Source organism: Curtobacterium sp. NPDC090223, assembly GCF_044746585.1.
Classification (GTDB): Bacteria; Actinomycetota; Actinomycetes; order Actinomycetales; family Microbacteriaceae; genus Curtobacterium.
In genome coordinates this window covers 159,289-184,604 of record NZ_JBIVCN010000005.1, presented here as the reverse complement: position 1 = coordinate 184,604, position 25,316 = coordinate 159,289, and the positions used below count along the sequence as shown (strand labels likewise).

Here is a 25,316-nt window from a genome sequence, read left to right as displayed (position 1 = left end):
AGCGGATCAGGGACCCACCGCGCCGAGGATCAGGACGGGATCGCGGTCTGCGTCAGCGTGAACGCGAGGGCGCCGACGTTGAGCGTGCCGCCCTGGCCGTTCGTCGCGGAGCTCGGCAGGGCGATCGTGAAGACGACCTTGACGGTCGAGGTCGCCGTCGAGGGCGACACCACGAAGGTGTTCGTGTTCGAGCTGGACTGCACGACGGAGGCGCTGGAGGACGTCACCGCGAGGGTCTTCGTCGTCGCCGCGAGGAGCGCCGAGTCGCCGGTGATGCTCTGGCTGGCGTAGGTCAGGTTCGCCTTGAGGTCCTGCCCGGTCGCACCGATGGTGAGCGTCTGCGTGAACTGGTACGTGTTCCCCGGGACCATCAGCGCGGTCGTCGGGTTGATCGCCGCGGAACGGCCGTTGGTGATGTCGGTCCAGGCGCCGTCGTTGTTGGCGCTCAGGGTCAGGGTGCCCGAGCTGATCGAGGACGCGGCGCTCGACGCACTGGCGTTCCAGAGCGCGAACGTGCCCGCTCCGCCGAGCAGGAGCGCGACGCCGGCGGCGCCGGCGATGGCGCCGGTGACGATCTTGTGCATGGGGGTGTCCGTTTCTGCGCAGGGAGGAGCGCTGAAGGCCACGGGCACGGTGGATCGGGTTTGCGTGCCGGTGGGACGGTGTCATCGACCCCGGGGTTCGAGGGGTCGCGGCTGACCTGTGCCGGGAGTGGATCGCCGGGCTCCGAGGCTCTGAGCGACTCGGGCGGGCTGGATCCGCTCCGGTATCGAAACTACCGGTCCCCCAAAGTGCCGACAAGGGGGAACATGTGATCGCATGGACCCAGTCCGGGGTGATTTTCGTCCTCGACAGTGCGGACACAGTTTGTACCCCGATCGTCTGGGCGGATGCGGTGGAATGCGGTCGGGGCCCATACCGTTGCATCGACCGGAAACGAGGAGGGCCCATGGGCATCGTGCGGTGGCTGTTCGACGCGCAGATCGTCATCGGCGACCAGACCGTGCTCTGGCGCGAGGTGATCGGCAACGTCTTCGGTCTCCTCAGCGCGCTCGGCGGCATGCGCCGGAAGGTCTGGGCGTGGCCGGTCGGCATCGCCGGCAACGCGCTGCTCTTCACGGTCTTCATGGGTGCGCTCTTCGACACCCCGAACCCGGTCAACCTGCTCGGCCAGGCCGGCCGCCAGGTCATGTTCGTCATCGTGAGCACCTACGGCTGGTACCGCTGGACGCACCGACCCGCGGAGTCCGCCAGCGTGATCGACCCGCACTGGGCCTCCTGGCGGACCCGCGTCCTGCTCGTCGTCGCGATGGTGGGCGGCACCGCCGTCCTGACGCCGCTCTTCCGCGCGCTCGGCTCGTACGAGCCGGTGTGGTCCGACGCCTGGATCTTCGTCGGCTCGCTCCTGGCCACCTACGGGATGGCGAAGGGCTGGGTGGAGTTCTGGCTCATCTGGGTGGCCGTCGACCTGGTCGGTGTCCCGCTGCTGTTCTCCGCCGGGTACTACGCGTCGGGCTTGATGTACGTGTTCTACGGCGTCTTCACGCTGACCGGGTTCTTCGTGTGGGCGAAGCAGCGCACGAAGCCCCCGGCCGCGCCGGTCACCGTCGGCTGAGCGTCGCTCGCGTCCGCGCGGCATGATGGGCGCATGACCGACGGCGCCCTCGTGACCGGCCTCCGCGTGTTCCGTGCCCGTCGGCACGAGTTCCTCGATCCGGTGCGGACACGGCGCAGGACCATCGTGTGCGGCTCGGTCGCCGTCCTGGTGGGTACGGTCGCGATCGTCTCGGACGTGCTGACGGGATGGGTCGGCACGCCCCTCCCGCAGACGATCGTCATGGCGGTCGCGTTCGCCGCGGCGATCGGGTGCATCTCCGCGGTGTTCTTCCGGACCGCGCGGGGATCCCAGGCGCAGCGATGGCAACCGTCCCCCGGTGGCTGGCGCCGTTCCGAGCGCATCGGCCAGCAGTTCGCCGCCCGCCCACCGGAGCTCCTGCCAGAGGACCGCGACGACGTCCTCGAGCGGGCGGCCCGGATGGTCGGGCCCGCGATCGCGAGTGTGGACCGGTTGCGGTGGCTCCCCGTCGGGTGGCTCGCGATCTGGGTCGGTGCGCTCGTCAGCGGGTTCGCGACGACGGAGAGCCTCGTCGTCCTGCTCATGCCGCCGGTGTTCCTGCTGCTGCAGGGTGGGACTGCTGCCACCACGGTCTTCTGGCTCGGTCGCGCGGAACTCACGCGCCGCCGTGTCGAGGCCACCCCGCCGTACACGCCGCCGCCGCGCTCCGGCGAGCGGAACACCGAGCCGCGCGGCTCGAAGCTGGCGCTCCCCGACGACTGAGCCGCCCGAGACGCCGCCCACCACCCGAGACGCCGCCCACGGGCCGGAACGCCGCCGAAACTTGCGGCGTCTCGGGCATTTGGCGGCGCCTCGGCGGGAACCCGGTGCCGCCGCACGCTGCACGCCCGAGACGCCGCACTCTGGTCGAGACGCCGCCCGCCGCCTGTGACGCCGCTCACGGGCCGAGACGCCGCCGGAACTTGCGGCGTCTCGGGCACGTGGCGGCGCCTCGGCGGGGGAACAGGGCGCCGCCGCACGGCGCCGCCGCACGCCGCCCGCCGCACGGCCACTGCACCAGCCGGACGGCCCCCGCTCTGGGACGAGACACCCGGGCGTCCGTGCGGTGAGATGGTCCTGTGGAGACCCTCACTGACGACACGATCGTCGACGAACAGACGACCGCGGAGCGCCTCATCCGGGCAGCGATCCGCGCGTACCGCCTGCACCCCTTCAACCAGGTCGACGCCGCCGTGATCGCGGACGTCGCCGGTCTGCCGCTCGACGCCGTCGCCAGGGCCTTCCCCACGTGGGACGCCCTGCTGCTCGTGACGTACGACCGCTGGACGGACCTCCGCGGCTCGACCCGGCTCCGGAAGCCGACGTGCACCATCGACCACGTCCGGATGACCCTCGCCGAGGACGTCGCCGACCCGGGCCTGGTCCGGGTCCTCGCGGGCGTGATCAACATCGCCGGGGCCGACACGACCTTCGCCGGGCTCTTCCGGAAGCGCTACGAGGAGTACGCGTCCGCGCTGACCGCCGGCCTGCAGCGTGACTTCGACCGCGGGGCCGAGGACTTCGTGGTCCCCGCCGACCGTGCCGCGACGCAGCTCCTCGCCCTCTACGAGGGGCTGCAGATCCAGCTCCTGGTCCGCCCGGGCCTCGACGTGCTGGCCGAGTACGACCACGCGGTGCATGCCCTGCGTGAGGGCTGGCGCCGCCGCGAGGTCCCCGCATGGGACCTCGACCTGTTCCCGTCGTCGGCGGTGCCGACGTCGCCGGTCCTCCCGAGCTGACCCGTCGGACGTGATGGTGGCCGCGGGGTCACCACGTGACGGACGGGAGGCACGGTGCCTGCCCGCACCGTGCCTCCCGTCCGTTCCCTGGTCGCGTCCCTACGCGCGCAACCAGGCCGTCCCCACGCCCGCCAGGGCGCCGTCTGCCACCGGCGCCGAGGCGAGCAACAGCTCACCGGCGGGGAGGTCGTAGGGCTCGTCGCCGAACACCGTCACGCTCGTCCAGCCGTTCGGCCGCCGGAACGCCAGGACGTCGTCGCGGCCGGTCTCGAGCCACTCGAGGTGCTCCTCGGACTGCAGCTGCCCGCGCAGGCCGAGTGCCTTCCGGTACAGCGTGAGCGTCGAGTCCGGGTCGCCGTCCTCGGCCTCCACCGAGGACGCACCGAACCAGGCCGGCTGCGGCAGGTGTGCGCCGCCGGCACCGAAGCCGAACGACGGACCCGATCGCGTCCACGGCAGCGGCACACGGCAGCCGTCGCGACCGACGTCGACGCCCGGGTTGCGGAAGAACGCCGGATCCTGACGATCGGCGTCCGGGATGTCGCCGACCTCTTGCAGACCGAGCTCCTCGCCCTGGTACAGGTAGGCGGACCCGGGCAGGGCGAGCTCGAGCAGGGTCGCTGCCTGCGCCCGCCGGAGGCCGAGCGAGCGGTCGAGGGCGTCCTGGGAGCCGCCGGCGAGGAGCCATGCGCCGCCCTGCTTCTCGGACGCGCCGTTCCGGGCGGGCAGGGCGTACCGGGTGGCGTGCCGGACGACGTCGTGGTTGGAGAACACCCACGTCGTCGACGAGCCGGACTGCTCGGCGAGCCCGAGGTTGAACTCGATGATCGTCCGGAACGACGCGGCGTCGAAGTCGGCCTCGAGCAGGTCGAAGTTGAACGCCTGACCGAGGCCGTCGGCGCTGGCGTACCGCGCGCGGCGGTCCGCGGCGACCCAGGCCTCGGCGACGGCGGTGCGCGCCGGGGTGTACTCGTCGAACACCGTCCGCCACTCCGCGTAGATCTCGTGCACGTCGTCGCGGTCCCAGAGCGGGTGGGTGCCGTCCTTCGGCAGTTCGGAGAGCTCGGCCCAGGTCGGCAGTACCTCGCCCAGGTCCTTCGCGAGCCCGTGCGCGACGTCGATGCGGAAGCCGTCGACCCCGCGGTCCGACCAGAAGCGGAGGGTGTGCAGGAAGTCGTCGCGGACCTCGCGGTTCGCCCAGTTCAGGTCGGGCTGCTCCTTCGCGAAGGAGTGCAGGTACCACTGGCCGTCACCCACGGCGGTCCAGGCCGGGCCACCGAAGATCGAGACCCAGTCGGCCGGTGCCTCGGAGCCGTCCGGTCCGGTGCCGTCGCGGAAGACGTACCGGTCGCGGGCGGGGGAGCCCGCCGGGCTCGCGAGTGCCTCGCGGAACCACGCGTGCCGGTCGCTCGTGTGGTTCGGCACGATGTCGACGATCACGCGGATGCCGGCGCCGTGCAGGGCGGACACCATCCCGTCGAAGTCGTCGAGCGTCCCGAGCTTCGGGTCCACGTCGCGGTAGTCGTCCACGTCGTAGCCACCGTCGGCGAGGGCGGACGGGTAGAACGGGCTGAGCCACACCGCCTCGATGCCGAGCGACGCCAGGTACGGCACGCGTTCGGTGACGCCGCGGAGGTCGCCGATCCCATCGCCGTTCGCGTCGGCGAAGGAGCGGGGGTAGATCTGGTAGACGCTCGCCTGGCGCCACCAGGTCTCGTCGGTGCTGGTGGTGGCCGGCTGGTCCAGGATGTCGGTCATGGGGTCCTCTCTGGGGTCTGGTCGGTCACTTGATGGCACCCTGCGTCACACCGGACATCACCCATCGCTGGGTGAGCACGTAGACGATGATCGACGGGGCCATCGCCATGAGGTACGAGGCGAACGACACGTTGTAGTTGTTGCTGAACTGGCTCTGGAAGATCTGCTGCAGCACGGGGAGCGTCTGCAGCGCGGGGTCGGCGGTGATCAGCGCCGGCATCATGTAGTCGTTCCACGACGCCAGGAACGCGAAGATCCCGACGGTCGCGCTCATCGGTGCGAGCAACGGGAACAGCAGGCGCCAGAACACCTGCCCGACGCTCGCGCCGTCGATGCGTGCGCTCTCCTCGAGCTCGCCCGGGATCGACCGGAGGAACGCGGTGAACAGCAGCACGCTGAACGACAGCTGGAACATGACGTGCAGGATCGCGACGCCGAGCGGGTTGTCGAGGCCGACCATGCCGGTGAGTTTCACCTGCGAGAGCGCGAGCACCGGGAACGGCAGGAACATCGCCGCGAGCAGGTAGAAGAACGACCACCGGAACAGCCGGTGCTGCCAGTTGTGCGAGATCGCGTACGCCGCGAACGACGCGAGGAGGATCGTCCCCGTGACCGTGATCGCTGCGACGAACACCGAGACGCCGAAGGCGCGGGGGAAGTCCGTCAGCTCCCAGGCCCGGACGAACCCGTCCATGCTGAACGGCGCCGGCAGCGAGAACGCGTTGCCGTCGAGGGCCTGCGACGTCGTCTTGAACGCCATCACGATCGTGACGTAGAGCGGGACGAAGACCGTCAGCGAGCAGATCGCCAGGATGATCGTCAGCGGCCAGTTCCACCCGCCGGAACTGGCACGGCGGCCGCGGGGTCGGTCGGCGTCGACGGAGCGCATGCTCCCGGTGCGGGTGGTGCCGGGCTGGAGCGGTGCAGGGAGCGTCATGAGAAGAGGGCCTTCCCGCGGCTGAGCCGCAGCTGGACGAGCGCGAGGATGACGGTGATGACGAAGAAGATCGTCGCGTTGGCCATCTGGTACGAGTAGTCACCGCTGTTGAAGCCGTTGAAGATCGACATCGCGACGCTGGTGGTCGACGTGCCGGGACCACCCGCCGTCAGACCGACGATGACGTCGTACGCGTTGAGGAAGTTCTTGAACCCGAGGATCAGGTTGATGACGATGTACCCGGCGGTGAGCGGCATCGTGATCGAGACGAGCTGGCGCCATGACGACGCACCGTCGATCGCCGCCGCCTCGTACACCTCGCCGGGGATCGCGAGGACGCCGGCGATGTAGATGAGGAGCGTCCCGGGGATCGCCTGCCACGTCGTGACGACCACGATCGCGACCCAGGCGAGGTCCGGGTTGGCGAGGATGCTCGTCTCGAGCGGTGCGATCCCGAGCGTCGTCGCGAGGGCGGGCAGGCTGTTCGAGAACAGGAACGAGAACACGTACGCGATGACGATGCCCGAGATGACCATCGGCAGCACGAACACCGCACGGAGTGCGACCTTCGCCCGGATCCGACTCGTCAGCGCGATCGCGAGCAGCAGGGCGAGCGCGTTCACCACGAGCACGGTGACCAGGGAGAACCCCATCGTGAACAGGTAGGCGTGCAGGATCGCGGGGTCGGAGAAGATCGCGAGGTAGTTGGTCAGTCCCGTGAAGCCGAACTCCCCGAACCCGACGGAGTCGGTGAAGCTCAGGACGATGCCCATCACCGCGGGCACCGTGATGGCGAGCGTGAAGACGACCAGGGTCGGCAGCAGGAAGGCGAGGAACACCGGCTGGATGCGGTGTCGACCGGAGCGTGCCGGTCTCGGGGTGCGGGGACTGCCCGTGGTGGAGCCGTCCGGAGCGGTGTCCGGGCTGCCGGGGGCGGATGCGTTCCGGCGGTTGCCGCCGGAGGACGTCGTGGCGATGGCCATGGTGATCGTCTCCTCGGTCGCGGGACCGGGTCAGGCCTTCCGACGCGCGACGCGCGCCCAGTCGGCATCGAGTGTGCGGAGCTGCGGTGCCGGAGCGCCACCGAGGGCGATCGACTGCGCGTAGTTGGCGACGGGGATCTCGGCGGGGACCAGCTGCGACGGGCCGAGGTAGAACGCGGCGTCGTCGTAGTACTGCTGCATGCCCTTCAGGGTCGGGTTCGCCACGGGTGGCGAGTCCCGCCTGGTGCCGAAGCCGTTGTTGTCGGCGTTGTACTTGTCCGCGATCTCGGGCGACATCAGGAACCGCAGGAACTCGCGCGCCGACTCCTGCTTCTTGGACGCCTTCGGGATCCAGAGCGCCAGGTCGACGTTGACGCGGACCTTCAGGTCGTCGGGGTCGTCCGTGGCGGGGAGCGGGAACGTGCCGAGGTCCATGTCGGGGTTCGTCTTCGCGATCTCGATGAGCGCCCACGGCCCCTGCAGGTACATGGCCGACTCGCCCTTGGCGAACGCGAGGTTGCCGTCGCCGTACGCGCGGCTCGCGGCGTTCTTGTTCGACCACTTGGCCAGTTGCGCCATGCGGTCCATCGGCGCCGCGAAGTCCTTCGAGAACGAGACCGGGGAGGACGGGGTGAGCGACGTGCCCTCCTTGTCCAGCGCCGCGAAGGTCTTCCGGATGTCGAGCATCCCGCCCAGGGAGTAGTCGAACATGCCCTGCGCGAGGGTCCAGGTGTCCTTGTACGTGTTGTAGAAGGGCGTGACGTCCGCGGCGAGGAGCTTCTCGCAGACAGCGGTCAGCTCGGTCCACGTCGTCGGGATCTCGATGCCCTGGTCGGCGAAGATCTGCTTGTTGTAGATCACCGACGCCGCGGTCACCGAGTACGGCAGCGCGTTCCGTTCGCCCGGGTAGGACGCCGTCTGCTCCATGAGCGTCCAGAGGTCCGGGTTGATCGCCTTCGCCTCGGCCATGTCGGAGAGGTCGGTCAGGGCGCCGTGCTCCACGAACGACACCATCGCGTAGTTGTAGTTCAGGCATCCGAGGTCCGGGGGCGAGCTCCGGACGAAGTCGGCCGGCAGCGACGACGTCGAGTCACGGATGACCCGGATCTTCGACTGGCTGTCGTGGAACTTCGCGATCACGTCGTCGAAGTACCCGATGACCTCGGGCTTCGAGACGTAGAACGTGATGGTCTCCCGGCCCGCGGACGACGAGCGCATCGGGGCGCATCCGGCGAGTGCCAGACCCGCGCCGACCGCGCCGGTGCCGAGGAGGAAGGACCGGCGACTCAGGGCCGCCCGGGTCGGACCTGCGGTGGTGCGTGCGTGCACGTTGACTCCGTCCAACGGTCTCGGCGCCCTTGCCGTCCCGTCATCCCGACCGCTCCGATGCCGTCGGTGGACTAAATATAGCGAGAATATTTACGAACGCAAGGAACACTGGGCGCGGTATCTTCGCCCAGTGACCATGCCCACCGACCCGCTGCGCCGCTCGAGCCTCGAGACGGTGCTCGACGTCGCGTTCACGGAGCAGGCGTTCACGGCGAGCATGGCGATGGAGCACACCGGACTCACGCGGTCCACCGTGCACGCGGCGTGCGAGGAACTCGTCCGGCTCGGCTGGATCACCGCCCTCGACGACGCCAGGACCGCGGGCGAGTACCGGCTCGGCCGCCCGGCGAAGCGCTACGAACTGCTGCCGACGGCCGGTGTCGTCGTCGGCGTCGACGTCGGGCAGGCACGGGTCGCCGCGGTCGTCGCCGACCTCCGCGGAGCCGTCCTCGCGCACGCCGAGGGGAGCGTCCGGCAGTCCGGCGACGAGGTCGAGGACCGCCGGAGTGCCGTGCGCCGCTGCGTCGCCGAGGCCGTCGACGCCGCCGGGGTGCCGGCCGCACCGGTCCTCGTCACCACGGTCGGGGTCGCCGCACCGGTCGACGCGCACGGGCGGTCGCCACGCGAGGACGACGGGTTCTGGTACCGGATGAACCCCGGCTTCGAGGGGGCACTGGACGGGTACGGCGAGGTGGTCGTGGAGAACGACGCCAACCTCGCGGCCATCGCCGAACGGGCACGCGGCGCCGGCGACTCCTTCGCCGCGCTGATGTCCGGGGAGCGGTTCGGCACCGGGCTGATCGTCGACGGTGTCCTGCTGCGCGGTGCACACGGTGGCGCCGGGGAACTGCGCGTGCTCAACCTCGTCGAGGGCGTCGGCACCCCGGAGGGTCTCGGAGCGGCGTGCCGGACCCTCGCGGCCGAGGCGCTCGCCGCTGGGCGGATCGCCGCCGGGACCGCGCTCGCACGTGCGGCCGAGCACGGCGTGCTCGAGGCTCCGGCCGTCTTCGCCGCGGCCGAGGATGGTGACGCGGTCGCCGCGGGGATCGTCGAGCGGCTGGGTGACCGGCTGGCGAAGGCGTGCATCGTGCTGGCGAGCCTGCTCGACATCGAGCGCGTGTACGTCGCGGGCGCGATCGCCCAGCCGGCCGCGGCCGTCATCGCGCAGGCGAACGCGGCGCTGCGCGGCGGTGCGTTCCGTCCAGTACCGGAGGTCGTCGCGTCGACGCTCGGCGCGGACGTCGTCCTGGTCGGAGCCGCTCAGCGCGCGCTCGACGTGGTGCGCGAGGCACCGTTGGCGCTCAGCCTGCCCGCCGGGACGCGGTGGACACCCGACCTCACCGCCGCCAGGAGAGCACCTGGCGGACGGTGACCTTCGACCCGTACTGGGCGACCGAGTGCCGGAACAGGTACTGCGCGAACCACAGCAGCACGGCCGCGACCGCGAACACCTCGAGGACGCAGATCACCGACTCCACCGGGGACAGCGCACCGACCGCGTTCCGGACCATCGCGGTCACCGGTGTGAAGGTGGGGAAGTACGTGAAGAACGTCGCGACCGGTGACGACGGGTTCGTCATCACGAAGAACGCCGCGTACACCGGGATGATCAGCGAGAAGATCGCCGCCGACTGCAGCGTGGATGCGTCCTTGATCGAGGGGACCGCGGCACCGACGGTCACGAAGAGCGCGGACGCGAGCAGCACGCCGCCGAGCAGCAGCAGGGCGCCGACGAGCATCCGCCACGGGTCGATGACCACGTGTCCGAGTCGGCCGGCGACCAGCGGGACGACGACCACGAGCGAGAGCAGCCCGGGGACCAGGAACACGCCGATCTGCACGAGGCAGACCAGCAGCATGGCGACGACCTTGCCGCGGATGAGGTCCCCGGCGGTCACCGTGGTGAGGATCATCTCCGAGATCCGGTTCTCCTTCTCCTCGACGACCACCGTCACCATGCGGGCCGCGAGCAGGATCACCAGGCCGAAGAACGCTGCCACGTAGACCAGCGGCGGCACGATCGACAGCCACCCCGGCGCGACCTTGCCGTGCGCGTACGCGGTGACGTCGGCGCTCGGCGGGGAGCGGAGGATGCTGACGGCCTCCGGGTCGTCGACGTTCGCGGCCACGCTCTGTTCCAGGACCCGCTGCGCGAGTGCGGAGTACCCGCCGTTCTCGAACAGCCCACGGTCCTTCGCGGTCACCGTGATCGAGTCCGTCGACGGCGACTCCGGGAAGACCACGAGTGCGTCGAGCCTGCCCGCGACGACGTCGGCTCGGTCCCCGGACTCGTCCGTCGACGGCGTCCCGCCCCAGCGTGCCGCGACGGACTCCGAGACCAGGCCGGATCGGTCGACGTAGTGGAACGGCGTCTTCGTGGCCGAGGAGCTCGACACCGCCGAGTCCGTGCCGGCGGCCTGCCCGACCCCGACGAGCAACGACACCACGATGATGACGAACGGGAGCGCCAGGGTGCCGATCCAGAACGCCGGCTTCTTCACCGCGCGGACGAACTCGAACCGGATGACGGTGCCGATGCGGCTCATCGCGTGCCTCCTGCCATGCGTTCGTCGGCGCCGGCGTCGTGGCCGTAGACCTGCACGAAGATCTCGTCGAGGGGGATCCGGCGCATCTCGAAGCCGGTGACGTGCACCCCGGACGAGACCAGGGACGCCAGGATGTCCGAGCCGTCCGCTGCGGCCGTCGTCGCGGGCACGAGGTAGGCGACGTGGCCGTCGTGGCGGGCGAGCTTGTACAGCGGGGACGGCGGCACCGCACCGTCGAGCGCGACCTTGGCGACGGCACCGCCGAAGGTGTCCTGCACCTCGGGGATGGAGCCGTACGCGGCCGCGGTGCCGTCCTTGAGCAGGAGGATCCGGTCGCAGAGCCGCTCGACCTCGTCCATGTGGTGCGTCACGAGGACCACCGTGGCACCGTCCGCCTTGCGCTCGTCGACCAGGTCGAGGAGCAGCCGGCGGTTCACCGGGTCGAGGCCCTTCGTGGGTTCGTCGAGGATGAGCAGGCGGGGCCGGTCCATGATCGTGATCCCGAGCTGCACCTTCTGCTGCTGGCCGCCGGAGAGCTTGTCGACGCGGAGCTTCGCCCGGTCGGCGAGTCCCACGCGCGCGAGGTAGTCCATCGACCAGGCGGTCGCGGCTGGGCGCTTCATGCCGCGGAGCGCCGCGAAGTACGTCATCACGTCGATGACGGACTCCTTCCGGTACAGCCCGCGCTCCTCGGGCAGGTACCCGATCCCGCCGGTGGCCGGCCGGTACGGGTGCCCGTCGATCGTGAGGGTGCCCGCCGTCGGCGTCGTGATGCCGAGCAGCGCACGGATCGTCGTCGTCTTGCCGGACCCGTTGCTGCCGAGCAGCCCGAAGGTCTCGCCGGGGGCGATGTCGAACGAGAGCTCGTCTACCACCGTGCGGTCCCCGAACCGCATCACGAAGTCCTGCACGCTGATGCTCGCCCCGGCCATGGAGCCCCCTTCTCGCACCGCCGACCCTACCGGCCCGCCCTGGACCGATGCGGCGGCCGGGCCGCGCCCGGCCCGGCCCCCGGGCTACCGGGCGAGCGGCACCAGACGCGCCAGCTGCGTGACGTGACCGGGCTCGAGCTCCTCGAGCGACGCGACCCCGAGCAGCCGCATCGTGCGCTCGATCTGCTCGGTGAGGATCTGGATCATCCGGTCCACCCCGGCCTCGCCGCCGGCCATCAGCCCGTACAGGTACGCCCGGCCGACCATCGTGTACCGGGCGCCCAGCGCCACGGCGGCGACGATGTCCGCGCCGGACATGATGCCCGTGTCCAGGTGCACCTCGGTGTCGTTCCCGACCTCGCGCACGACCTGCGGCAGCAGATGGAACGGGACCGGAGCGCGGTCGAGCTGCCGGCCGCCGTGGTTCGACAGCGTGATCCCGTCCACGCCCATGTCCGCCAGCCGCTTGGCGTCCGCCAGGGACTGCACGCCCTTGACGACGACCTTGCCCTTCCACTGCGAGCGGATCCAGGCCAGGTCCTCGTAGGTGACGGTCGGGTCGAACATGTGGTCGAGGAGTTCCCCGACGGTGCCGGACCAGCGGTCGAGCGAGGCGAACGCCAGCGGCTCGGTGGTGAGGAAGTCGAACCACCACCACGGCCGGGGGATCGCGTTGACGATGGTCTTCGCGCCGAGCTGCGGCGGGATCGAGAACCCGTTGCGCTTGTCCCGGAGCCGGGCGCCGGCGACGGGCACGTCCACGGTGACCAGGAGCGTGTCGAAGCCGGCCTTCTCGGCGCGGGACACCAGCGCCATCGACTTCTCGCGGTCCTTCCACATGTACAGCTGGAACCAGTTGCGGCCGTGGGGGTTGGCGTCGCGGACGTCCTCGATCGCCGTGGTCCCCATCGTGGACAGCGCGAACGGGATGCCCGCACGGCCGGCGGCCCGGGCCCCGGCGCGCTCGCCCTCGGTCTGCATCATCCGCGTGAAGCCGGTCGGGGCGATGCCGAACGGGTACGCGACCTGCTGGCCGAGCACCTCCCAGTTCGTCCGCACGGTCGACACGTCGCGGAGGATCGCCGGCGTGAACTCGATGTCCTCGAACGCCTGGCGCGCTCGGGCCAGGGAGATCTCGGCCTCGGCGGCGCCCTCGGTGTAGTCGAACGCGGCCCGCGGGGTCCGGCGGGCGGCGATGTCGCGGAGGTCCCAGATCGTCAGGGCCTGGTCGAGCCGTCGCCGGCGGGCGTTCAGGTCCGGCTTCTTGAACTGCATGAGCGGCGCGAGGTCGCGCACCGTCGGCAGCTGCCGCTTGACCCGTGGCCGTGCGGTCGACGCGCTCCCCGGGCCGGGGAACGGTGCTCCGGTCGCGGGGTCGATGCGCTTGCCGTCGTCGGTGGTGGTCATGCGTGGCTCCTGACGTTCGTCCGGTCGGGGTCGGCGCGCGACGGCGCCGTGGGGGAGTAGCGCACGGGCTCCACGGTCCGCGCGACGATGCTCCGGAGTGCCTCCAGTGAAGCCCCTCCGAGCCCTGCGAGTCCAGCGGCGCGCGCCTGGACGAGCACGTTGCCGAGCGCCGTCCCCTCGACGGGCCCCGCCAGCACGGGCAGCCCGGTGCGGTCGGCGGTGAGCTGGCAGAGCAGCCGGTTCTGGGACCCGCCGCCGACGACGTGGACGACGCGGACGTCCTTGCCGGTCACCTCGGTGATGGTCCGGAGCGTGGTCGCGTACGCCGCCGCCAGCGACTCGAGGATCGACCGGACGTACTCCGCCCGGTTCGCAGGTGCCGAGAGTCCGTGAGCGGTGCACCAGGCGGCGATCCGCGACGGCATGTCGCCCGGCGGCGTGAACGACTCGTCCGCGACGTCGAAGACGGGGACCGGGGCGGTGACGGCCGCGGCGGAGGCGAGCAGGGCCTCCAGGTCGATGCGCTCCCCGCCCCGTTCCCAGGTCCGGACGCTCTCGGAGAGCAGCCACAGACCGGACACGTTCTTGAGGAACCGGACCCGGCCGTCGACGCCGCCCTCGTTGGTGCAGTTCGCGTCGCGCGCCGCGTCCGACAGGACGGGCGCGTCGAGCTCGACGCCGACGAGCGACCAGGTGCCGCTGGAGATGTAGGCGAAGTCGGGCTCGGTCGCGGGGACCGCGGCCACGGCGGAGGCCGTGTCGTGCGACCCGACCAGCGTGACCGGCGCACTGCCGCCGACCAGGTCGGCGACGGCCGGCAGCAGGGGACCGAGTCGGTCACCCGGGTCGCGCAGCGTGGGCAGGAGTCCGGACGGGAGGCCCGCTGCAGCCCGCAACGCCGGATCCCACCCACGGGTGGTCGCGTGCAGTGCCCCCGTCGTCGACGCGTTGGTGCGCTCGGCCGCCTCGACGCCGGTGAGCCAGTACCCGAGCAGGTCCGGGACGAGCAGCGCCCGGTCGGCTCCGCCGAGCGCCGGGTCCGCCGCCCACTGGAACAGGGTGTTGAACGGCAGGTGCTGCAGGCCGTTCCGCGCGTACAGCTCGCGGGCGTCGAGCGCCGCGTGCACCGGTGCCACGCCGTGCTCGTGCCGCTCGTCGCGGTAGGCGTACGGCAGCCCGAGCAGACGGCCGTCGCGGAGGAGTCCGTAGTCGACGGCCCACGAGTCGATCCCGATGCTCGCCAGGTCGGGATGCTGCCCGAACGCGTCGCGCAGCCCGGCGGTCACCTGCCGGTAGAGCTCGACGACGTCCCAGTGCAGGGCCTCGCGGTCGTGCTCGTGGAGCGTCACGGGCCCGTTCGGGAACCGGGCGACGTGCTCCATCCGCACGCCGTCCGTGTCGACGTGCCCGACGATCACCCGGCCGCTCGTGGCGCCGAGGTCGACCGCGGCCACGCTGCCGCTGGTGCGCATGGCCCGCTACCTCAGGAACGCCGCGGCGACGCCGGCGTCGACCGGCACGTGCAGCCCGGTGGTGTGCGAGAAGTCGTCCGTGCAGATCGCGTAGACGGCGTTCGCGACGTTCTCCGGCACGACCTCGCGCTTCAGGATCGTCCGTTGGGCGTAGAACTTGCCGAGGTCCTGTTCCTCGATGCCGTACGTCTTGGCGCGGTTCGCACCCCAGCCGGACGCGAAGATGCCCGAGCCGCGGACGACGCCGTCGGGGTTGATGCCGTTGACACGGACACCGTGTTCCCCGAGCTCGGCCGCCAGCAGCCGGACCTGGTGGGCCTGGTCGGCCTTCGTCGCGGAGTAGGCGATGTTGTTCGGGCCGGCGAACACCGAGTTCTTGCTCGAGATGTACACGATGTCCCCGCCGAGGCCCTGCTCGATGAGCACCTTCGCCGCGGCCTTGGACACCAGGAACGAGCCCTTCGCCATGACGTCGTGCTGCAGGTCCCAGTCCTGCTCGGTGGTCTCGAGCAAGCTCTTGCTGAGGCTCAGTCCGGCGTTGTTCACGACGAGGTCGAGGCCGCCGAAGTGCAGCAGCGTCTGCTGGATCGCCTGGTCGATCGCGGCGGCGTCGGTCACGTTCACCGCGACGCCGACGGCCCGGTCGGTGTCCCCGATCTCGGCGGCGGCGTCCTGCGCCTTGGCGAGGTCGAGGTCGGCGATCACGACGGCAGCACCCTCGGACGCCAGGCGCTTCGCGATCGCCTTGCCGATGCCGCTCGCGGCCCCGGTGACCAGGGCGATCCGCGTGGCGAGCTGCTTCGGGGCGGGCATCCGCTGGAGCTTCGCCTCTTCCAGGGCCCAGTACTCGATGCGGAACTTCTCGGCCTCGTCGATCGGGGCGTAGGTGCTGAGGGACTCCGCGCCGCGCATCACGTTGATGGCGTTGACGAAGAACTCGCCGGCGACCCGGGCGGTCTGGGCGTCCTTGCCGTACGAGAACATCCCGACGCCGGGGACCAGCACGATGAGCGGGTCGGCGCCGCGGATCGCGGGGGACCGCTCGTCGGCGTGGCGGTCGTAGTAGGCCTGGTAGTCCTCGCGGTAGGTCGTGTGCAGCTCGTGCAGGCGCGCGAGCTGGTCCTCGACGGACGCGGTCACCGGCAGGTCGAGGACGAGCGGCTTCACCTTCGTCCGGAGGAAGTGGTCCGGGCAGCTCGTGCCTCGCGCGGCGAGTTCCTCCGCGCGAGCGGACGCCAGGAAGTCCAGGACGACGTCGCTGTCCGTGAAGTGCCCCACCACGGGCTTGTCGTGGCCGGCGATGCCGCGGATCGTCGGGGCGAGCGCGGCCGCACGGGCTCGGCGCTCGTCGGTCGGGAGTGCCTCGAAGCCGGGTCGGACGGGGCCGAACGGCTGTTCCTTCCCGTGCTCGGCGATGAACGCCTCCGCGGTGTCGATGATCCAGCGGGAGTTCGCCTCGGCCTCGGCGCTGGTGTCGCCCCAGGCGGTGATGCCGTGACCGCCGAGGATCGTGCCGATCGCCTCGGGGTGCTCGCGCTTGATCGCGGCGATGTCGAGCCCCAGCTGGAACCCGGGCCGGCGCCACGGAACCCACACGACCTTCCCGCCGAAGATCGTCTCCGTCAGGGCGGGGCCGTCCGCCGCCGTCGCGATCGCGATGCCGGCGTCCGGGTGCAGGTGGTCCACGTGCGGGGCGTCGACCAGGGCGTGCATCGCGGTGTCGATGCTCGGGGCGGCGCCACCCTTGCCGTGCAGGCAGTAGTCGAACGCCGCGACCATCTCGTCCTCGCGCTCGACGCCGGGGTAGACGTCCTGCAGGGCCCGGACACGGTCGACCCGCAGCACGGCGAGGCCCGCCGGGGTGAGCGTGCCGAGGTCGCCCCCGGAGCCCTTCACCCAGAGCAGCTCCACCGGTTCGCCCGTCACCGGGTCGGTGTCGGTGCCCTTCGCCGAGGTGTTCCCGCCGGCGTAGTTCGTGATCCGCGGATCCGAGCCGAGCGCGTTGGAACGTGCGATGAGGGCGCTGATCGTGGTGTCTGCATCGGTGCCGTGCGCTGCGGGGTCCACCCGGGCCTCCAGTCCTGTGGTCATCTGTCTACGCGCCCCAACCGGCCTGGACGCCGCCGACGCGGTCCTCGGCGATCGAGCGCTGGTACCCGGAGTCCAGGTACGCGCGCATCGGGTCGGCCGGCAGGCCGCGGGACGCACGCCAGGCGGCGAGGTCCTTCCGGACGTCCGTCTGGTAGGCGTCCATGAAGATCTCGTTCGCGCCGAGGACGTCGTGCGCCTCCTGCGCCGCGGTGAGTGCGACGCGGTCGAGGAGCAGCGCGCGGGCCGTCATCTCCTGCACGTTGAGGACCGAGCGGATCTGCCCGGGGATCTTGTCCTCGATGTTGTGGCACTGGTCGAGCATGAACGCGACGTCGGGGTTGTCGTAGCCGCCGCCGCGGATGACCTCGACCAGGATGCGGAAGAGCTGGAACGGGTCCGCCGCGCCCACGATGAGGTCGTCGTCGGCGTAGAAGCGCGAGTTGAAGTCGAAGCTGCCGAGCTTGCCGAGGCGCAGGAGCTGCATCACGATGAACTCGATGTTCGTGCCGGGGGCGTGGTGGCCGGTGTCGAGGCAGACCATCGCCTTGTCGCCGAGCGCGCTCGTCTGCACGTAGCTCGTGCCCCAGTCCGGAACGTCCGTGTGGTAGAACGACGGCTCGAAGAACTTGTACTCCAGCACCAGGCGCTGGTCGTCGCCGAGGCGGTCGTAGATCGTCGTCAGGCTGTCGTGCAGGCGGTCCTGGCGGGAGCGCATGTCCTCTTGGCCGGGGTAGTTCGAGCCCTCGGCGAGCCAGATCTTCAGGTCGCGGCTGCCCGTGGCGTCCATCACGTCGATGCAGCGCAGGTGGTGGTCGATCGCCTTCTGCCGGATCGTCTCGTCCACGTGGGTCAGGGCGCCGAACTTGTAGTCGTCGTCCTGGAAGGTGTTCGAGTTCACGGTGCCCAGGCTGACCCCGTGCTCTTCGGCGTGGCGCTTGAGGTCCGCGAAGTCGTCCACGAGGTCCCACGGGATGTGCAGCGCCACGGTCGGGGCGAGGCCCGTGTACCGGTGCACCTGCGCGGCGTCGGCGATCTTCTCGTAGGGGTCGCGGGGGGTGCCCGGCGTGCTGAACACCTTGAAGCGGGTGCCGGAGTTGCCGAACGCCCAGCTCGGCAGCTCGATCGCCTGCCGTGCCAGTTGCTCCGCGATGGAGCCGAAGTCTGCGGATGTCATCGTGTCACTTCCTCGTGGTCGATTGAATCGTTTCATACCGTACTCGGCCGCGCCGCGTCGCGCAAGCGGCGCGGCGGCGCCGCCGCGGCGTGCCGCGTCGCGCAAGCGGCGCGGCGGCGCCGCTGCGCCGCCGCGCCGGGCCCGCTGGTGCGGATCGCCGCCGCACAACCGAAAGCAGTCCGAACCACCCGATCCCGTGGTGCGGACTGCTTTCGGTTGTGCGAACCCGCGCCGCGCGCCGGCGGGCGGGGGCGCGCCGCGCGCCGCGGGCGCGCCCGCGCCGCGCGCCGCGCTCGCGCCCGCGGCGCCTCAGCGCTCCCGGACCGTCGACTGTCGGACGACGAGCTCCGGGGTGAACTCCACGTGCTCGAGCTCGACGTCCTGCCCGTGCTCGACCTGGTTCACCAGGAGCTCGATCGCCCGCCGCCCGAGGTCCTGCGCCGGCTGCCGCACCGAGGTGAGCGGGACGACGGCGGCCTCGGCGAACGCGATGTCGTCGTACCCGACGATCGCGATCTCGTCCGGGACCGCGACCGACCCGCGCATGATGAACGCCTGCTCGAGGCCGACCGCGATGAGGTCGTTCGCCGCGAACACCGCATCCGGGCGTTCAGCGGGGGGTCGCCGCTGGATCTCCTCGCCGATCCTGCGCCCCTCGAGCACGGACAGCGACGAGGTCGGCAGTACCTCGAGCGATGCGCCCCCCGCCGTCGCCGCGGACGATGCTCCTGCGTGTCGGTCCGCCACCTGCCGGATCCCGAACGGCCCGCCGACGAAGGCGATGCGCCGTCGCCCGATCGCGAGCAGGTGTGTCACCGCGATCCGGCCTCCGGCGACGTCGTCCACCGACACCGAGGCGAAGTGCTCGTCGTCGGCACGTCGGTCCACGAGCACCACCGCGGTGCCCTGGTCGCGGAGCCGCGCGAGCCGTGCCAGGTCATCGCCGGCGGGGGAGATCAGGAGCCCGGCGACCCGGCGCTCCTCGAACAGGTCGACGTAGGTCGTCTCACGCTCGGTGGATTCGTCCGAGTTGCCGATCAGGACCGCGAGGCCCTTCGACATCGCGGCGTCCTCCGCTCCACGTGCGACATCGGTGAAGAAGGGGTTGCCGCCGTCGAGCACGATCAACCCGACGGTGGAGCTCCGGCCCGCCCGCAGCTGCCGTGCCGAGTCGTTCCGCACGAAACCGAGTTCGGCGATGGCGTTCTGCACGCGCTCGACCGTCCCAGGGGCGACCTTCTCGGGGCGGTTCAGGACGTTCGACACCGTGCCGAGCGACACGCCCGCGAGTGCTGCGACCTCACGAACGCTCACCGTCATGCGGTCATCCTGGCATCCCGGCGGCTCCGCACGGTGCGAGGCGCGCCCCGGCTGCACGTTCGTTCCCATCGCGCCCGCGCTCGGAAGCGGAATCGCGCGTGGTTGGTCGGAAGAACCGACTGACCACGCGCGTTTCGACTTCCCGCCCGGCTCGGCGCCGCGCGACGCCGCGCGCGCCCCCGTCCGGCGCCGCGCGCCCGCGACCCCGTGCGCGGTCCCCGCGCGGCCCCGCCGCGGCGCACCCTGTACGGAACCTCGCACGATGCGGTATCCTCTTCGCTGCAGCGTTGAAACGATTCACTGACGAAACGGACGAACGGAGGACCAATGGCGGTCCGCATCGGAGCGAGCAACACCACCGGCTGGAGGGCCACCATCTCGGTGGCGATGTCGAACTACATCGAGTCCGGGTCGATCATCGCGATCGCCACGAGCCTGGCGTTCTGGCAGGCGCAGTTCCACATCGGCGACCTCGGTGTCGGCCTGCTCGCCAGCCTGTCCTCGAACGCCTTCGGAGCCGCGGTCGGCGCTGCCATCGGCGGCCCGCTCTGCGACCGGTACGGCCGGAAGTTCATCTACACCTACGACCTGCTGCTCTACATGCTCGGTGTCGTCCTCGCGGTGTTCGCCGGCAACTACGGCATGCTCCTCACCGGCTTCGTCCTGTGCGGCATCGCGGTCGGTGCGGGTGTCCCGGCCAGCTGGACCTACATCGCCGAGCAGGCGCCGGCCGGCAAGCGCGCGGCCCACGTCGGCACCGCGCAGCTGGCATGGTCGATCGGCCCGATGGTCGGCTTCGCGCTCGCCATCGCGGCGGCTCCGCTCGGGCTCCTCGGCAGCCGGCTCATCTTCGCCCACCTGTTCGTCGTCGCCGCCGTCGTGTGGTGGCTGCGCCGCGGTCTCCCGGAGTCGAACATCTGGAAGGACGAGCGCGCCGCCACCGGGAAGGTGAGCTTCTTCCACGGCGTCGGACAGCTCTTCAGCAAGAAGATCAACCTCGTCGCGATGCTGTTCCTGTTCGGCGTCTACGCGATGTGGAACACGGTCGCCGGGCAGGCCGGCATCTTCCAGCCGCGCATCTACGCCGCGACCGGGGTCACGAGCGTGATCGAGCAGGACTCGCTGCAGGTCCTCGTGTGGTTCTGCACCGTGCTGACGACGTACTTCGTGTTCATGCGGTTCGGCGACCGGATCAGCCGACGGGTGCTCTTCGCGATCGGAGCGGCGCTCGCGATCGTCACCTGGGCGGTCCTCATCTACGGCCCGGCGAACCTCGGCACCCTGCTGTTCTTCGCGATCGGGTGGGGGATCTCGTCCGGCATCGGCGCGCAGGCCTTCTACGGCCTCTGGACGAGCGAGCTCTTCGCCACCCGGTACCGGGCCAGCGCGCAGGGCGTCCTGTTCCTCGCGGCCCGGGTGACGGTCGGACTCCTGAGCATGTGGTTCCCCGTGCTCCTCTCCGACATCGGCCTCCGCCCGCTCGGCGGGCTCATCATCGGGCTGCTCGCGGTGTCGTTCCTGGTCGGCACGATCTGGGCCCCGGAGACGCGGGGCAAGACCCTCGAGGAGATCGAGGCCCAGCGCTACGGCACCGTCACCAGCCCGACGGGGACGGTCCGCACCGTCGAGGAGCGCGCGGAGACGTCCCGGTGAGCGGGCCCACGGCCCACCATCGGACGGGAGGCCGGGCTCACGTCACGCGCGTCTGCTTCCGTCTGCAGGTGGCCCAGCAGCACATGGACGCCTACCGGGAGCGGCACGCCACGGTGTGGCCGGCGATGCTCCGGGCGATCGCCGGCGCGGGTCGACGGAACTACTCCCTGTTCCTCGACGACGACGGGCTCCTGATCGGCTACTACGAGACGGACTCGGTGGCCGATGCCGACGCGTCGCTCGCTGCGAGCGAGGTCGCGACCGCGTGGGAGTCGCACATGCAGGACCTCTTCGACGGCGCGACGGGCCGGGCCGACCAGACCGCGAGGATCCTGCCCGAGGTGTTCAACCTCGAGGACCAGCTCGTGGCGGCCGAGGCCCCCGACTGAGCCCCACCCTCCCCCTCGCACCGTGCGAGGGGGAGTCCCCGTGCCCCCTCGCACCGTGCGAGGGGGGAGACCACCGTGCGAGGTTCCGGACAGTGTGCGAGGGACGAGCCCGCGCACCGTGTCCGGAAGCTCGCACACTGCGGTGCGGCGCGGGGCGGCGCGGGGTCAGGACGTGCGGAGCGTGTCGTTCGACGTGGCCGGCACCGGTTCCTCCGGGGTCCAGCCGTACCAGCGGCCGTCGACCTCCGCAGTGATCCGGCCGTCGCCGCACGTCACGAGGCCGGTCGTCGGGAGCGTCTTCGGCAGGAATCCCGCGCGCATCGCCGGCCCGCCGTGTGCACCGTCGACCGGCGTGCACGCGTCGGTGTCGACGCCGCTCGCCGAGGTGAAGCCGATGACGTACCCGGGGTCGCTCGTGTCCAGGCGGACGTCGATGTCCTTCGCGTCCTCCGGCACCCACGAGGGCATGAACCAGGCCACGTCCTCCGAGTTCGCCTTCGAGGGGGCGTCTGCGTAGGTGTCGTAGTGCTGCTGCTGCTGCGGCATCTGCTTCGCGATCACGCTGCACCCCGTGAGGGTGAGCACGACGAGTCCCATGCCGATGACGGCGAGGGCGGAGGTGACGGCGGAGCGTTCGGTTGCGGAGGCGCGTGACGTGGTCATGTACCCATCGTCGTTCTGGGATGTCGACGGTGAAATACGGTTGCCCTCCGGATCCTGGGTGGGGGTGACCCCCGGACCGGGCAGTGCTCGGGATGATCCGGGTACGGTCCTCGCCATGGCAGACGTGACGCACGCGGAGGACCTCGGGATCGACCTGTCCGACGGCGGGCCCCAGCAGCTCTACCGCTGGTTCCTGGCGAGCATGCTCTTCGGCAGGCCGATCCGGCAGCAGCAGGCGGCGGACACGTACCGCGCCCTGATCGAGCACGGGTTCACGAGTCCGCGGAAGTTCGCGGGCGCCGGGCGGGAGGCGCTCCGGAAGGTCCTCGACGAGGGCGGCTACGGGCGCTTCGACTACCAGATGACGGACGCGCTGCACGAGACGATGCACACGCTCGACGCCGACGAGGGGTCGGTGTCGCACCTGGTGACGACGGCGTCGTCCCGGCAGGAGCTCCGCGACCGACTCGGCGAGCTCAAGGGCGTCGGCCCCAAGACGATCGAGATATTCCTCCGGGACATCCCGGACGCGGTCCTGCCGGACTGACGGTCCTGCCCGACTGACGCCGGGCAGGACCGCCCGTCACACGGGGACGGACGCCTCCCACGTGCCGTGCGCGAGGTCGATCGGCGTGGCACCCGGCAGGTCGAGCACCGCCGTCGCCCCGACCGGCACCGTCGCACTGACGGACAGCGTGCCGTCCGAGACGGACCAGTCGATCGACGCCCGGCCGTACGGGGTGTCGAGCGTCGCCCCCGCCGAGGTCAGCCCGCCGCCGGGCCGCGGCGCGAAGCGGATCGCCCGGTACCCGGGTGCGGTGGGTGCGATCCCGGCGACCACGCGGTGCATGAAGTCGGCGACCGACCCCAGCGCGTAGTGGTTGAACGAGGTCATCCCGCCCGAGTTCACCCGTCCGTCCGGCAGCAGGGAGTCCCAGCGCTCCCAGATCGTGGTCGCGCCCTGCGTCAGCGGGTACAGCCACGAGGGGCACGAGTCCTCCAGGAGCATCCCGTACGCGTCGTCGAGGTGCCCGGCCAGCAGCAGCGCGTCGCAGACCACCGGGGTCCCGGCGAACCCGGTCCCGATGCGGTGCCCGTTCTCGCGCACGAGCTCGGCGAGCCGGTCACCGACCGGACCGCTGGCGTCGACGAGCCCGAACACGATCGCGATCGCCGACGACGCCTGCGAGTCGTCGACGACCGTCCCCGAGGGCGTCAGGAACCGCTCCTGCCACGACGCCCTGATCCGAGCAGTGACGGTCTCGTAGTGGGTGGCGTCGTCGGTGTACCCGAGCTCGGCCGCCCAGGACGCGAGCACCGAGGTCGACCGGAACGAGTACGCCGTCGCGAGGCAGTACCGGTCCGCCTTCGCCGCGGCCGCGTCCTCCGGCGGCGCGAGCGGGTCGAGCCAGTCGCCGAACTCGAAGCCGTCCACCCGGACGAGCGCCTCGTCCGAGGTGGCGAGCACCCCGTCCACCCAGGACTTCGCGGACGCCCACTGGTCCTCGAGGAGCCCCCGGTCGCCGAACGCCTGGTAGAGCCCCCACGGCGTCAGCGTCGCCGCGTCGCCCCACACGGCGGCGTGGTGTCCGGCCGGGTCCGAGTCGGGCAGCGTCGGGACGAAGAACGGCACGCCGCCGTCCGGCCGCTGCTCGAGTGCGAGGTCGCGGAGCCACGACCGCAGCACGCCCGAGCAGTCGTAGAGGAACGCCGCGGTGGGCGTGAAGACCTGCAGGTCCCCGGTCCACCCGAGGCGCTCGTCGCGCTGCGGGCAGTCGGTCGGCACGTCGACGAAGTTGCCCCGCATCGACCACACGACGTTCTCGTGCAGCTGCTCGAGCCGCGGGTCGGAGCAGCGGAACCAGCCGGTGCGGCGCATGTCCGAGTGGATGACCTCGGCGACGACGTCACCCGGTTCCAGCGCTGCGGCCGGCCAGCCCTCGAGCTCGGCGTAGCGGAACCCGTGCACGGTGAAGCGCGGCTCCCACGTCCCGGTGCCGTCGTCGTCCGGCCCGGAGTAGTACACGTCGGTGGCCTTCGCGGTGCGCAAGGGGCGGGTCGCGAGCTCGTCGTCCTGCATCACCTCGGCGTGCCGCATCGTGATGCCGAACGGCCCGACCTCCTTGTTGCGGATGCGGAGCCGCCCCGGCAGGTTCTGGCCGAAGTCGAGCTGGATCGCGCCGGCGTCCCAGCGGCGGGACCAGACCGCTTCGCGCTCCTCGGTCACGCGGACCACCGGCCCGTCGAAGGGGACGAGCGCCGCCGCGGGCCGGTCGAGGACCTCGACCGCGTCCCACGCGGCGTCGTCGAACCCGACGGCCTGCCAACCGTCGGGTTCGACCCTGCCGTCCCACTTCTCTCCGTCGTAGAGTCCGGAGAGCAGGATCCCGCCGCGCGACGCGCGCCAGGAGTCATCGGTGCCGAAGGTCTCCGTGGAGCCGTCGGCGTACTCGACGTCGAGCTGGGCGATGAGCGCCAGCCGGTCGCCGTACACGTTGCGGACGCGGTCGTCCCAGGTGATCCGGCCGCGGTACCAGCCGTCACCGAGGCGTGCGCCGATCGCGACGGTCCGCGGCCCGCCGCCGAGCAACCCCGTCGCGTCGTGGACGAGGTAGCGGACCCGGTGGCCGAACGAGGTCCAGCCGGGAGCGAGCTCTGCGTCGCCGACGCGGGCGCCGTCGATCGTGACCTCGTGCAGCCCGAGGCTCGCCACGGCGAGCCGGGCGCGCACGACCTCGCCCGTCAGGGTCACCTCGCGGCGCAGGATCGGGGGCGCCTGGTCGACGCGGGTGTTCTCCCGCCAGGGCGCGGCGACGAACGCGGCGGTCCAGTCGGTGTCGGACAGGAGGCCCGCCTCGACTTCCAGGGGTGCGCTCCACTCGGTCGCGGTGCCGTCCACCCCGATGGCGCGGACCCGCCAGGTGGCGCGTTCGCGGGAGGCCAACGGGGCGAACGGCCACGGGACCAGGACCCCGGAGACGTCGACCTCGGCCACGGTGCCCGCGTCGTCTCCGGCGGAGCGCTGCAGGAGCTCGACCTCGGCGAGGCCCGGTTCCCAGCCGGATGCGGCCTCGGGGACGTGCCAGGAGAGCCGTGGTTCGGCCGCACCGATGCCGAGGGGTTCGCGGACGTGTTCGACGGCGAGTCCCGTCGGGGCGAGCGCTCCCGTGGGAGCCGAGCCGGGCCTCCCGGCCATGTCGGGACCGGCCACCCGCCGGGCCGTGACGATGTCTGTCGTGTCGGTCATGCGTGGTCCTTTCGTCAGTCCTTGATCCCGGACATCGTGATTCGCCCGGGTTGGATTGCAT

At 71.3% G+C, this 25,316-nt stretch carries 21 protein-coding genes; 7 read left to right on the top strand and 14 right to left on the bottom strand.

The genetic code is table 11. The features are described from left to right. Positions 1-29 precede the first annotated feature (29 nt). Positions 30-584, bottom strand: coding sequence for an alternate-type signal peptide domain-containing protein (locus ACIPJY_RS13520; protein ID WP_400461562.1), 555 nt, complete (start codon positions 582-584; stop codon positions 30-32). Between the two features lie 365 nt (positions 585-949). Here ACIPJY_RS13520 and pnuC point away from each other — a divergent pair, with 365 nt between their 5' ends. The 3 genes from pnuC to ACIPJY_RS13505 all read left to right on the top strand — a co-directional run bounded on the left by pnuC (position 950) and on the right by ACIPJY_RS13505 (position 3,354). Next, positions 950-1,615: a nicotinamide riboside transporter PnuC gene (gene pnuC / locus ACIPJY_RS13515; RefSeq protein ID WP_400461565.1), complete on the top strand. Its 666-nt coding sequence runs from the start codon at positions 950-952 to the stop codon at positions 1,613-1,615. A gap of 33 nt (positions 1,616-1,648) precedes the next feature. After that, the gene (locus tag ACIPJY_RS13510; RefSeq protein ID WP_400461568.1) at positions 1,649-2,338 is read left to right on the top strand and encodes a hypothetical protein; all 690 of its coding nucleotides are present in this window, start codon (positions 1,649-1,651) and stop codon (positions 2,336-2,338) included. A gap of 356 nt (positions 2,339-2,694) precedes the next feature. Continuing rightward, complete coding sequence (locus ACIPJY_RS13505; RefSeq protein ID WP_400461571.1) at positions 2,695-3,354, top strand: hypothetical protein; 660 nt, start codon at positions 2,695-2,697, stop codon at positions 3,352-3,354. A 99-nt stretch (positions 3,355-3,453) separates the two neighbouring features. Here the strand turns inward: ACIPJY_RS13505 and ACIPJY_RS13500 are convergent, their stop codons facing one another. The 4 genes from ACIPJY_RS13500 to ACIPJY_RS13485 are packed head-to-tail and all read right to left on the bottom strand — an operon-like array spanning position 3,454 to position 8,361. Next, the gene (locus tag ACIPJY_RS13500; protein ID WP_400461574.1) at positions 3,454-5,112 is read right to left on the bottom strand and encodes a glycoside hydrolase family 13 protein; all 1,659 of its coding nucleotides are present in this window, start codon (positions 5,110-5,112) and stop codon (positions 3,454-3,456) included. 25 nt (positions 5,113-5,137) lie between these two features. Next, positions 5,138-6,049 carry a carbohydrate ABC transporter permease gene (locus ACIPJY_RS13495; protein ID WP_400461577.1) on the bottom strand — a complete coding sequence of 304 codons (912 nt, stop codon included), beginning with the start codon at positions 6,047-6,049 and terminating at the stop codon, positions 5,138-5,140. Next, on the bottom strand, positions 6,046-7,032 hold the full coding sequence (locus ACIPJY_RS13490) for a carbohydrate ABC transporter permease (protein WP_400461580.1): 987 nt from the start codon (positions 7,030-7,032) through the stop codon (positions 6,046-6,048). Before ACIPJY_RS13490 ends, ACIPJY_RS13495 begins: the two co-directional genes overlap by 4 nt. Before the next feature lie 30 nt (positions 7,033-7,062). Beyond that, positions 7,063-8,361: an ABC transporter substrate-binding protein gene (locus tag ACIPJY_RS13485; RefSeq protein WP_400461583.1), complete on the bottom strand. Its 1,299-nt coding sequence runs from the start codon at positions 8,359-8,361 to the stop codon at positions 7,063-7,065. 136 nt (positions 8,362-8,497) lie between these two features. Here ACIPJY_RS13485 and ACIPJY_RS13480 point away from each other — a divergent pair, with 136 nt between their 5' ends. Beyond that, positions 8,498-9,733, top strand: a complete 1,236-nt coding sequence (locus ACIPJY_RS13480; RefSeq protein ID WP_400462327.1) for an ROK family protein — start codon at positions 8,498-8,500, stop codon at positions 9,731-9,733. Here the strand turns inward: ACIPJY_RS13480 and ACIPJY_RS13475 are convergent. The 7 genes from ACIPJY_RS13475 to ACIPJY_RS13445 all read right to left on the bottom strand — a co-directional run bounded on the left by ACIPJY_RS13475 (position 9,699) and on the right by ACIPJY_RS13445 (position 19,303). Further along, positions 9,699-10,907: an ABC transporter permease gene (locus tag ACIPJY_RS13475; protein WP_400461586.1), complete on the bottom strand. Its 1,209-nt coding sequence runs from the start codon at positions 10,905-10,907 to the stop codon at positions 9,699-9,701. The genes ACIPJY_RS13480 and ACIPJY_RS13475 overlap by 35 nt on opposite strands. After that, positions 10,904-11,839, bottom strand: a complete 936-nt coding sequence (locus ACIPJY_RS13470) for an ABC transporter ATP-binding protein (protein ID WP_400461589.1) — start codon at positions 11,837-11,839, stop codon at positions 10,904-10,906. The genes ACIPJY_RS13475 and ACIPJY_RS13470 overlap by 4 nt, the downstream gene beginning before the upstream one ends. Positions 11,840-11,923: 84 nt before the next feature. Further along, positions 11,924-13,114 (bottom strand): alpha-hydroxy-acid oxidizing protein, encoded by a 1,191-nt coding sequence (locus ACIPJY_RS13465; protein ID WP_400462330.1) that lies wholly within the window; start codon positions 13,112-13,114, stop codon positions 11,924-11,926. 128 nt (positions 13,115-13,242) lie between these two features. Continuing rightward, positions 13,243-14,718, bottom strand: a complete 1,476-nt coding sequence (locus ACIPJY_RS13460) for a rhamnulokinase family protein (RefSeq protein WP_400461591.1) — start codon at positions 14,716-14,718, stop codon at positions 13,243-13,245. Between the two features lie 6 nt (positions 14,719-14,724). Beyond that, entirely contained in the window at positions 14,725-16,809 is a 2,085-nt protein-coding gene (locus ACIPJY_RS13455) for a bifunctional aldolase/short-chain dehydrogenase (protein ID WP_400461594.1), read from the bottom strand. Positions 16,810-16,813: 4 nt separating this feature from the next. Next, positions 16,814-17,983 carry an L-rhamnose isomerase gene (gene rhaI / locus ACIPJY_RS13450; RefSeq protein WP_400461597.1) on the bottom strand — a complete coding sequence of 390 codons (1,170 nt, stop codon included), beginning with the start codon at positions 17,981-17,983 and terminating at the stop codon, positions 16,814-16,816. 309 nt (positions 17,984-18,292) lie between these two features. Then, positions 18,293-19,303, bottom strand: a complete 1,011-nt coding sequence (locus ACIPJY_RS13445; RefSeq protein WP_400461600.1) for a LacI family DNA-binding transcriptional regulator — start codon at positions 19,301-19,303, stop codon at positions 18,293-18,295. Between the two features lie 327 nt (positions 19,304-19,630). Between ACIPJY_RS13445 and ACIPJY_RS13440 the strand changes: the two genes are divergently transcribed. After that, positions 19,631-20,956 carry an MFS transporter gene (locus ACIPJY_RS13440; protein WP_400461603.1) on the top strand — a complete coding sequence of 442 codons (1,326 nt, stop codon included), beginning with the start codon at positions 19,631-19,633 and terminating at the stop codon, positions 20,954-20,956. Continuing rightward, the gene (locus ACIPJY_RS13435) at positions 20,953-21,345 is read left to right on the top strand and encodes an L-rhamnose mutarotase (protein WP_400461606.1); all 393 of its coding nucleotides are present in this window, start codon (positions 20,953-20,955) and stop codon (positions 21,343-21,345) included. Before ACIPJY_RS13440 ends, ACIPJY_RS13435 begins: the two co-directional genes overlap by 4 nt. A gap of 165 nt (positions 21,346-21,510) precedes the next feature. Here ACIPJY_RS13435 and ACIPJY_RS13430 read toward each other — a convergent pair whose 3' ends face one another. After that, a complete protein-coding gene (locus tag ACIPJY_RS13430; RefSeq protein WP_400461609.1) occupies positions 21,511-22,008 on the bottom strand; it encodes a hypothetical protein in 498 nt (165 codons plus the stop codon). Positions 22,009-22,123: 115 nt separating this feature from the next. Here ACIPJY_RS13430 and ACIPJY_RS13425 point away from each other — a divergent pair, with 115 nt between their 5' ends. After that, entirely contained in the window at positions 22,124-22,555 is a 432-nt protein-coding gene (locus ACIPJY_RS13425; RefSeq protein ID WP_400461612.1) for a hypothetical protein, read from the top strand. A gap of 36 nt (positions 22,556-22,591) precedes the next feature. Here the strand turns inward: ACIPJY_RS13425 and ACIPJY_RS13420 are convergent, their stop codons facing one another. Continuing rightward, the gene (locus ACIPJY_RS13420; protein WP_400461615.1) at positions 22,592-25,255 is read right to left on the bottom strand and encodes a glycoside hydrolase family 78 protein; all 2,664 of its coding nucleotides are present in this window, start codon (positions 25,253-25,255) and stop codon (positions 22,592-22,594) included. Between the last annotated feature and the right edge of the window lie 61 nt (positions 25,256-25,316).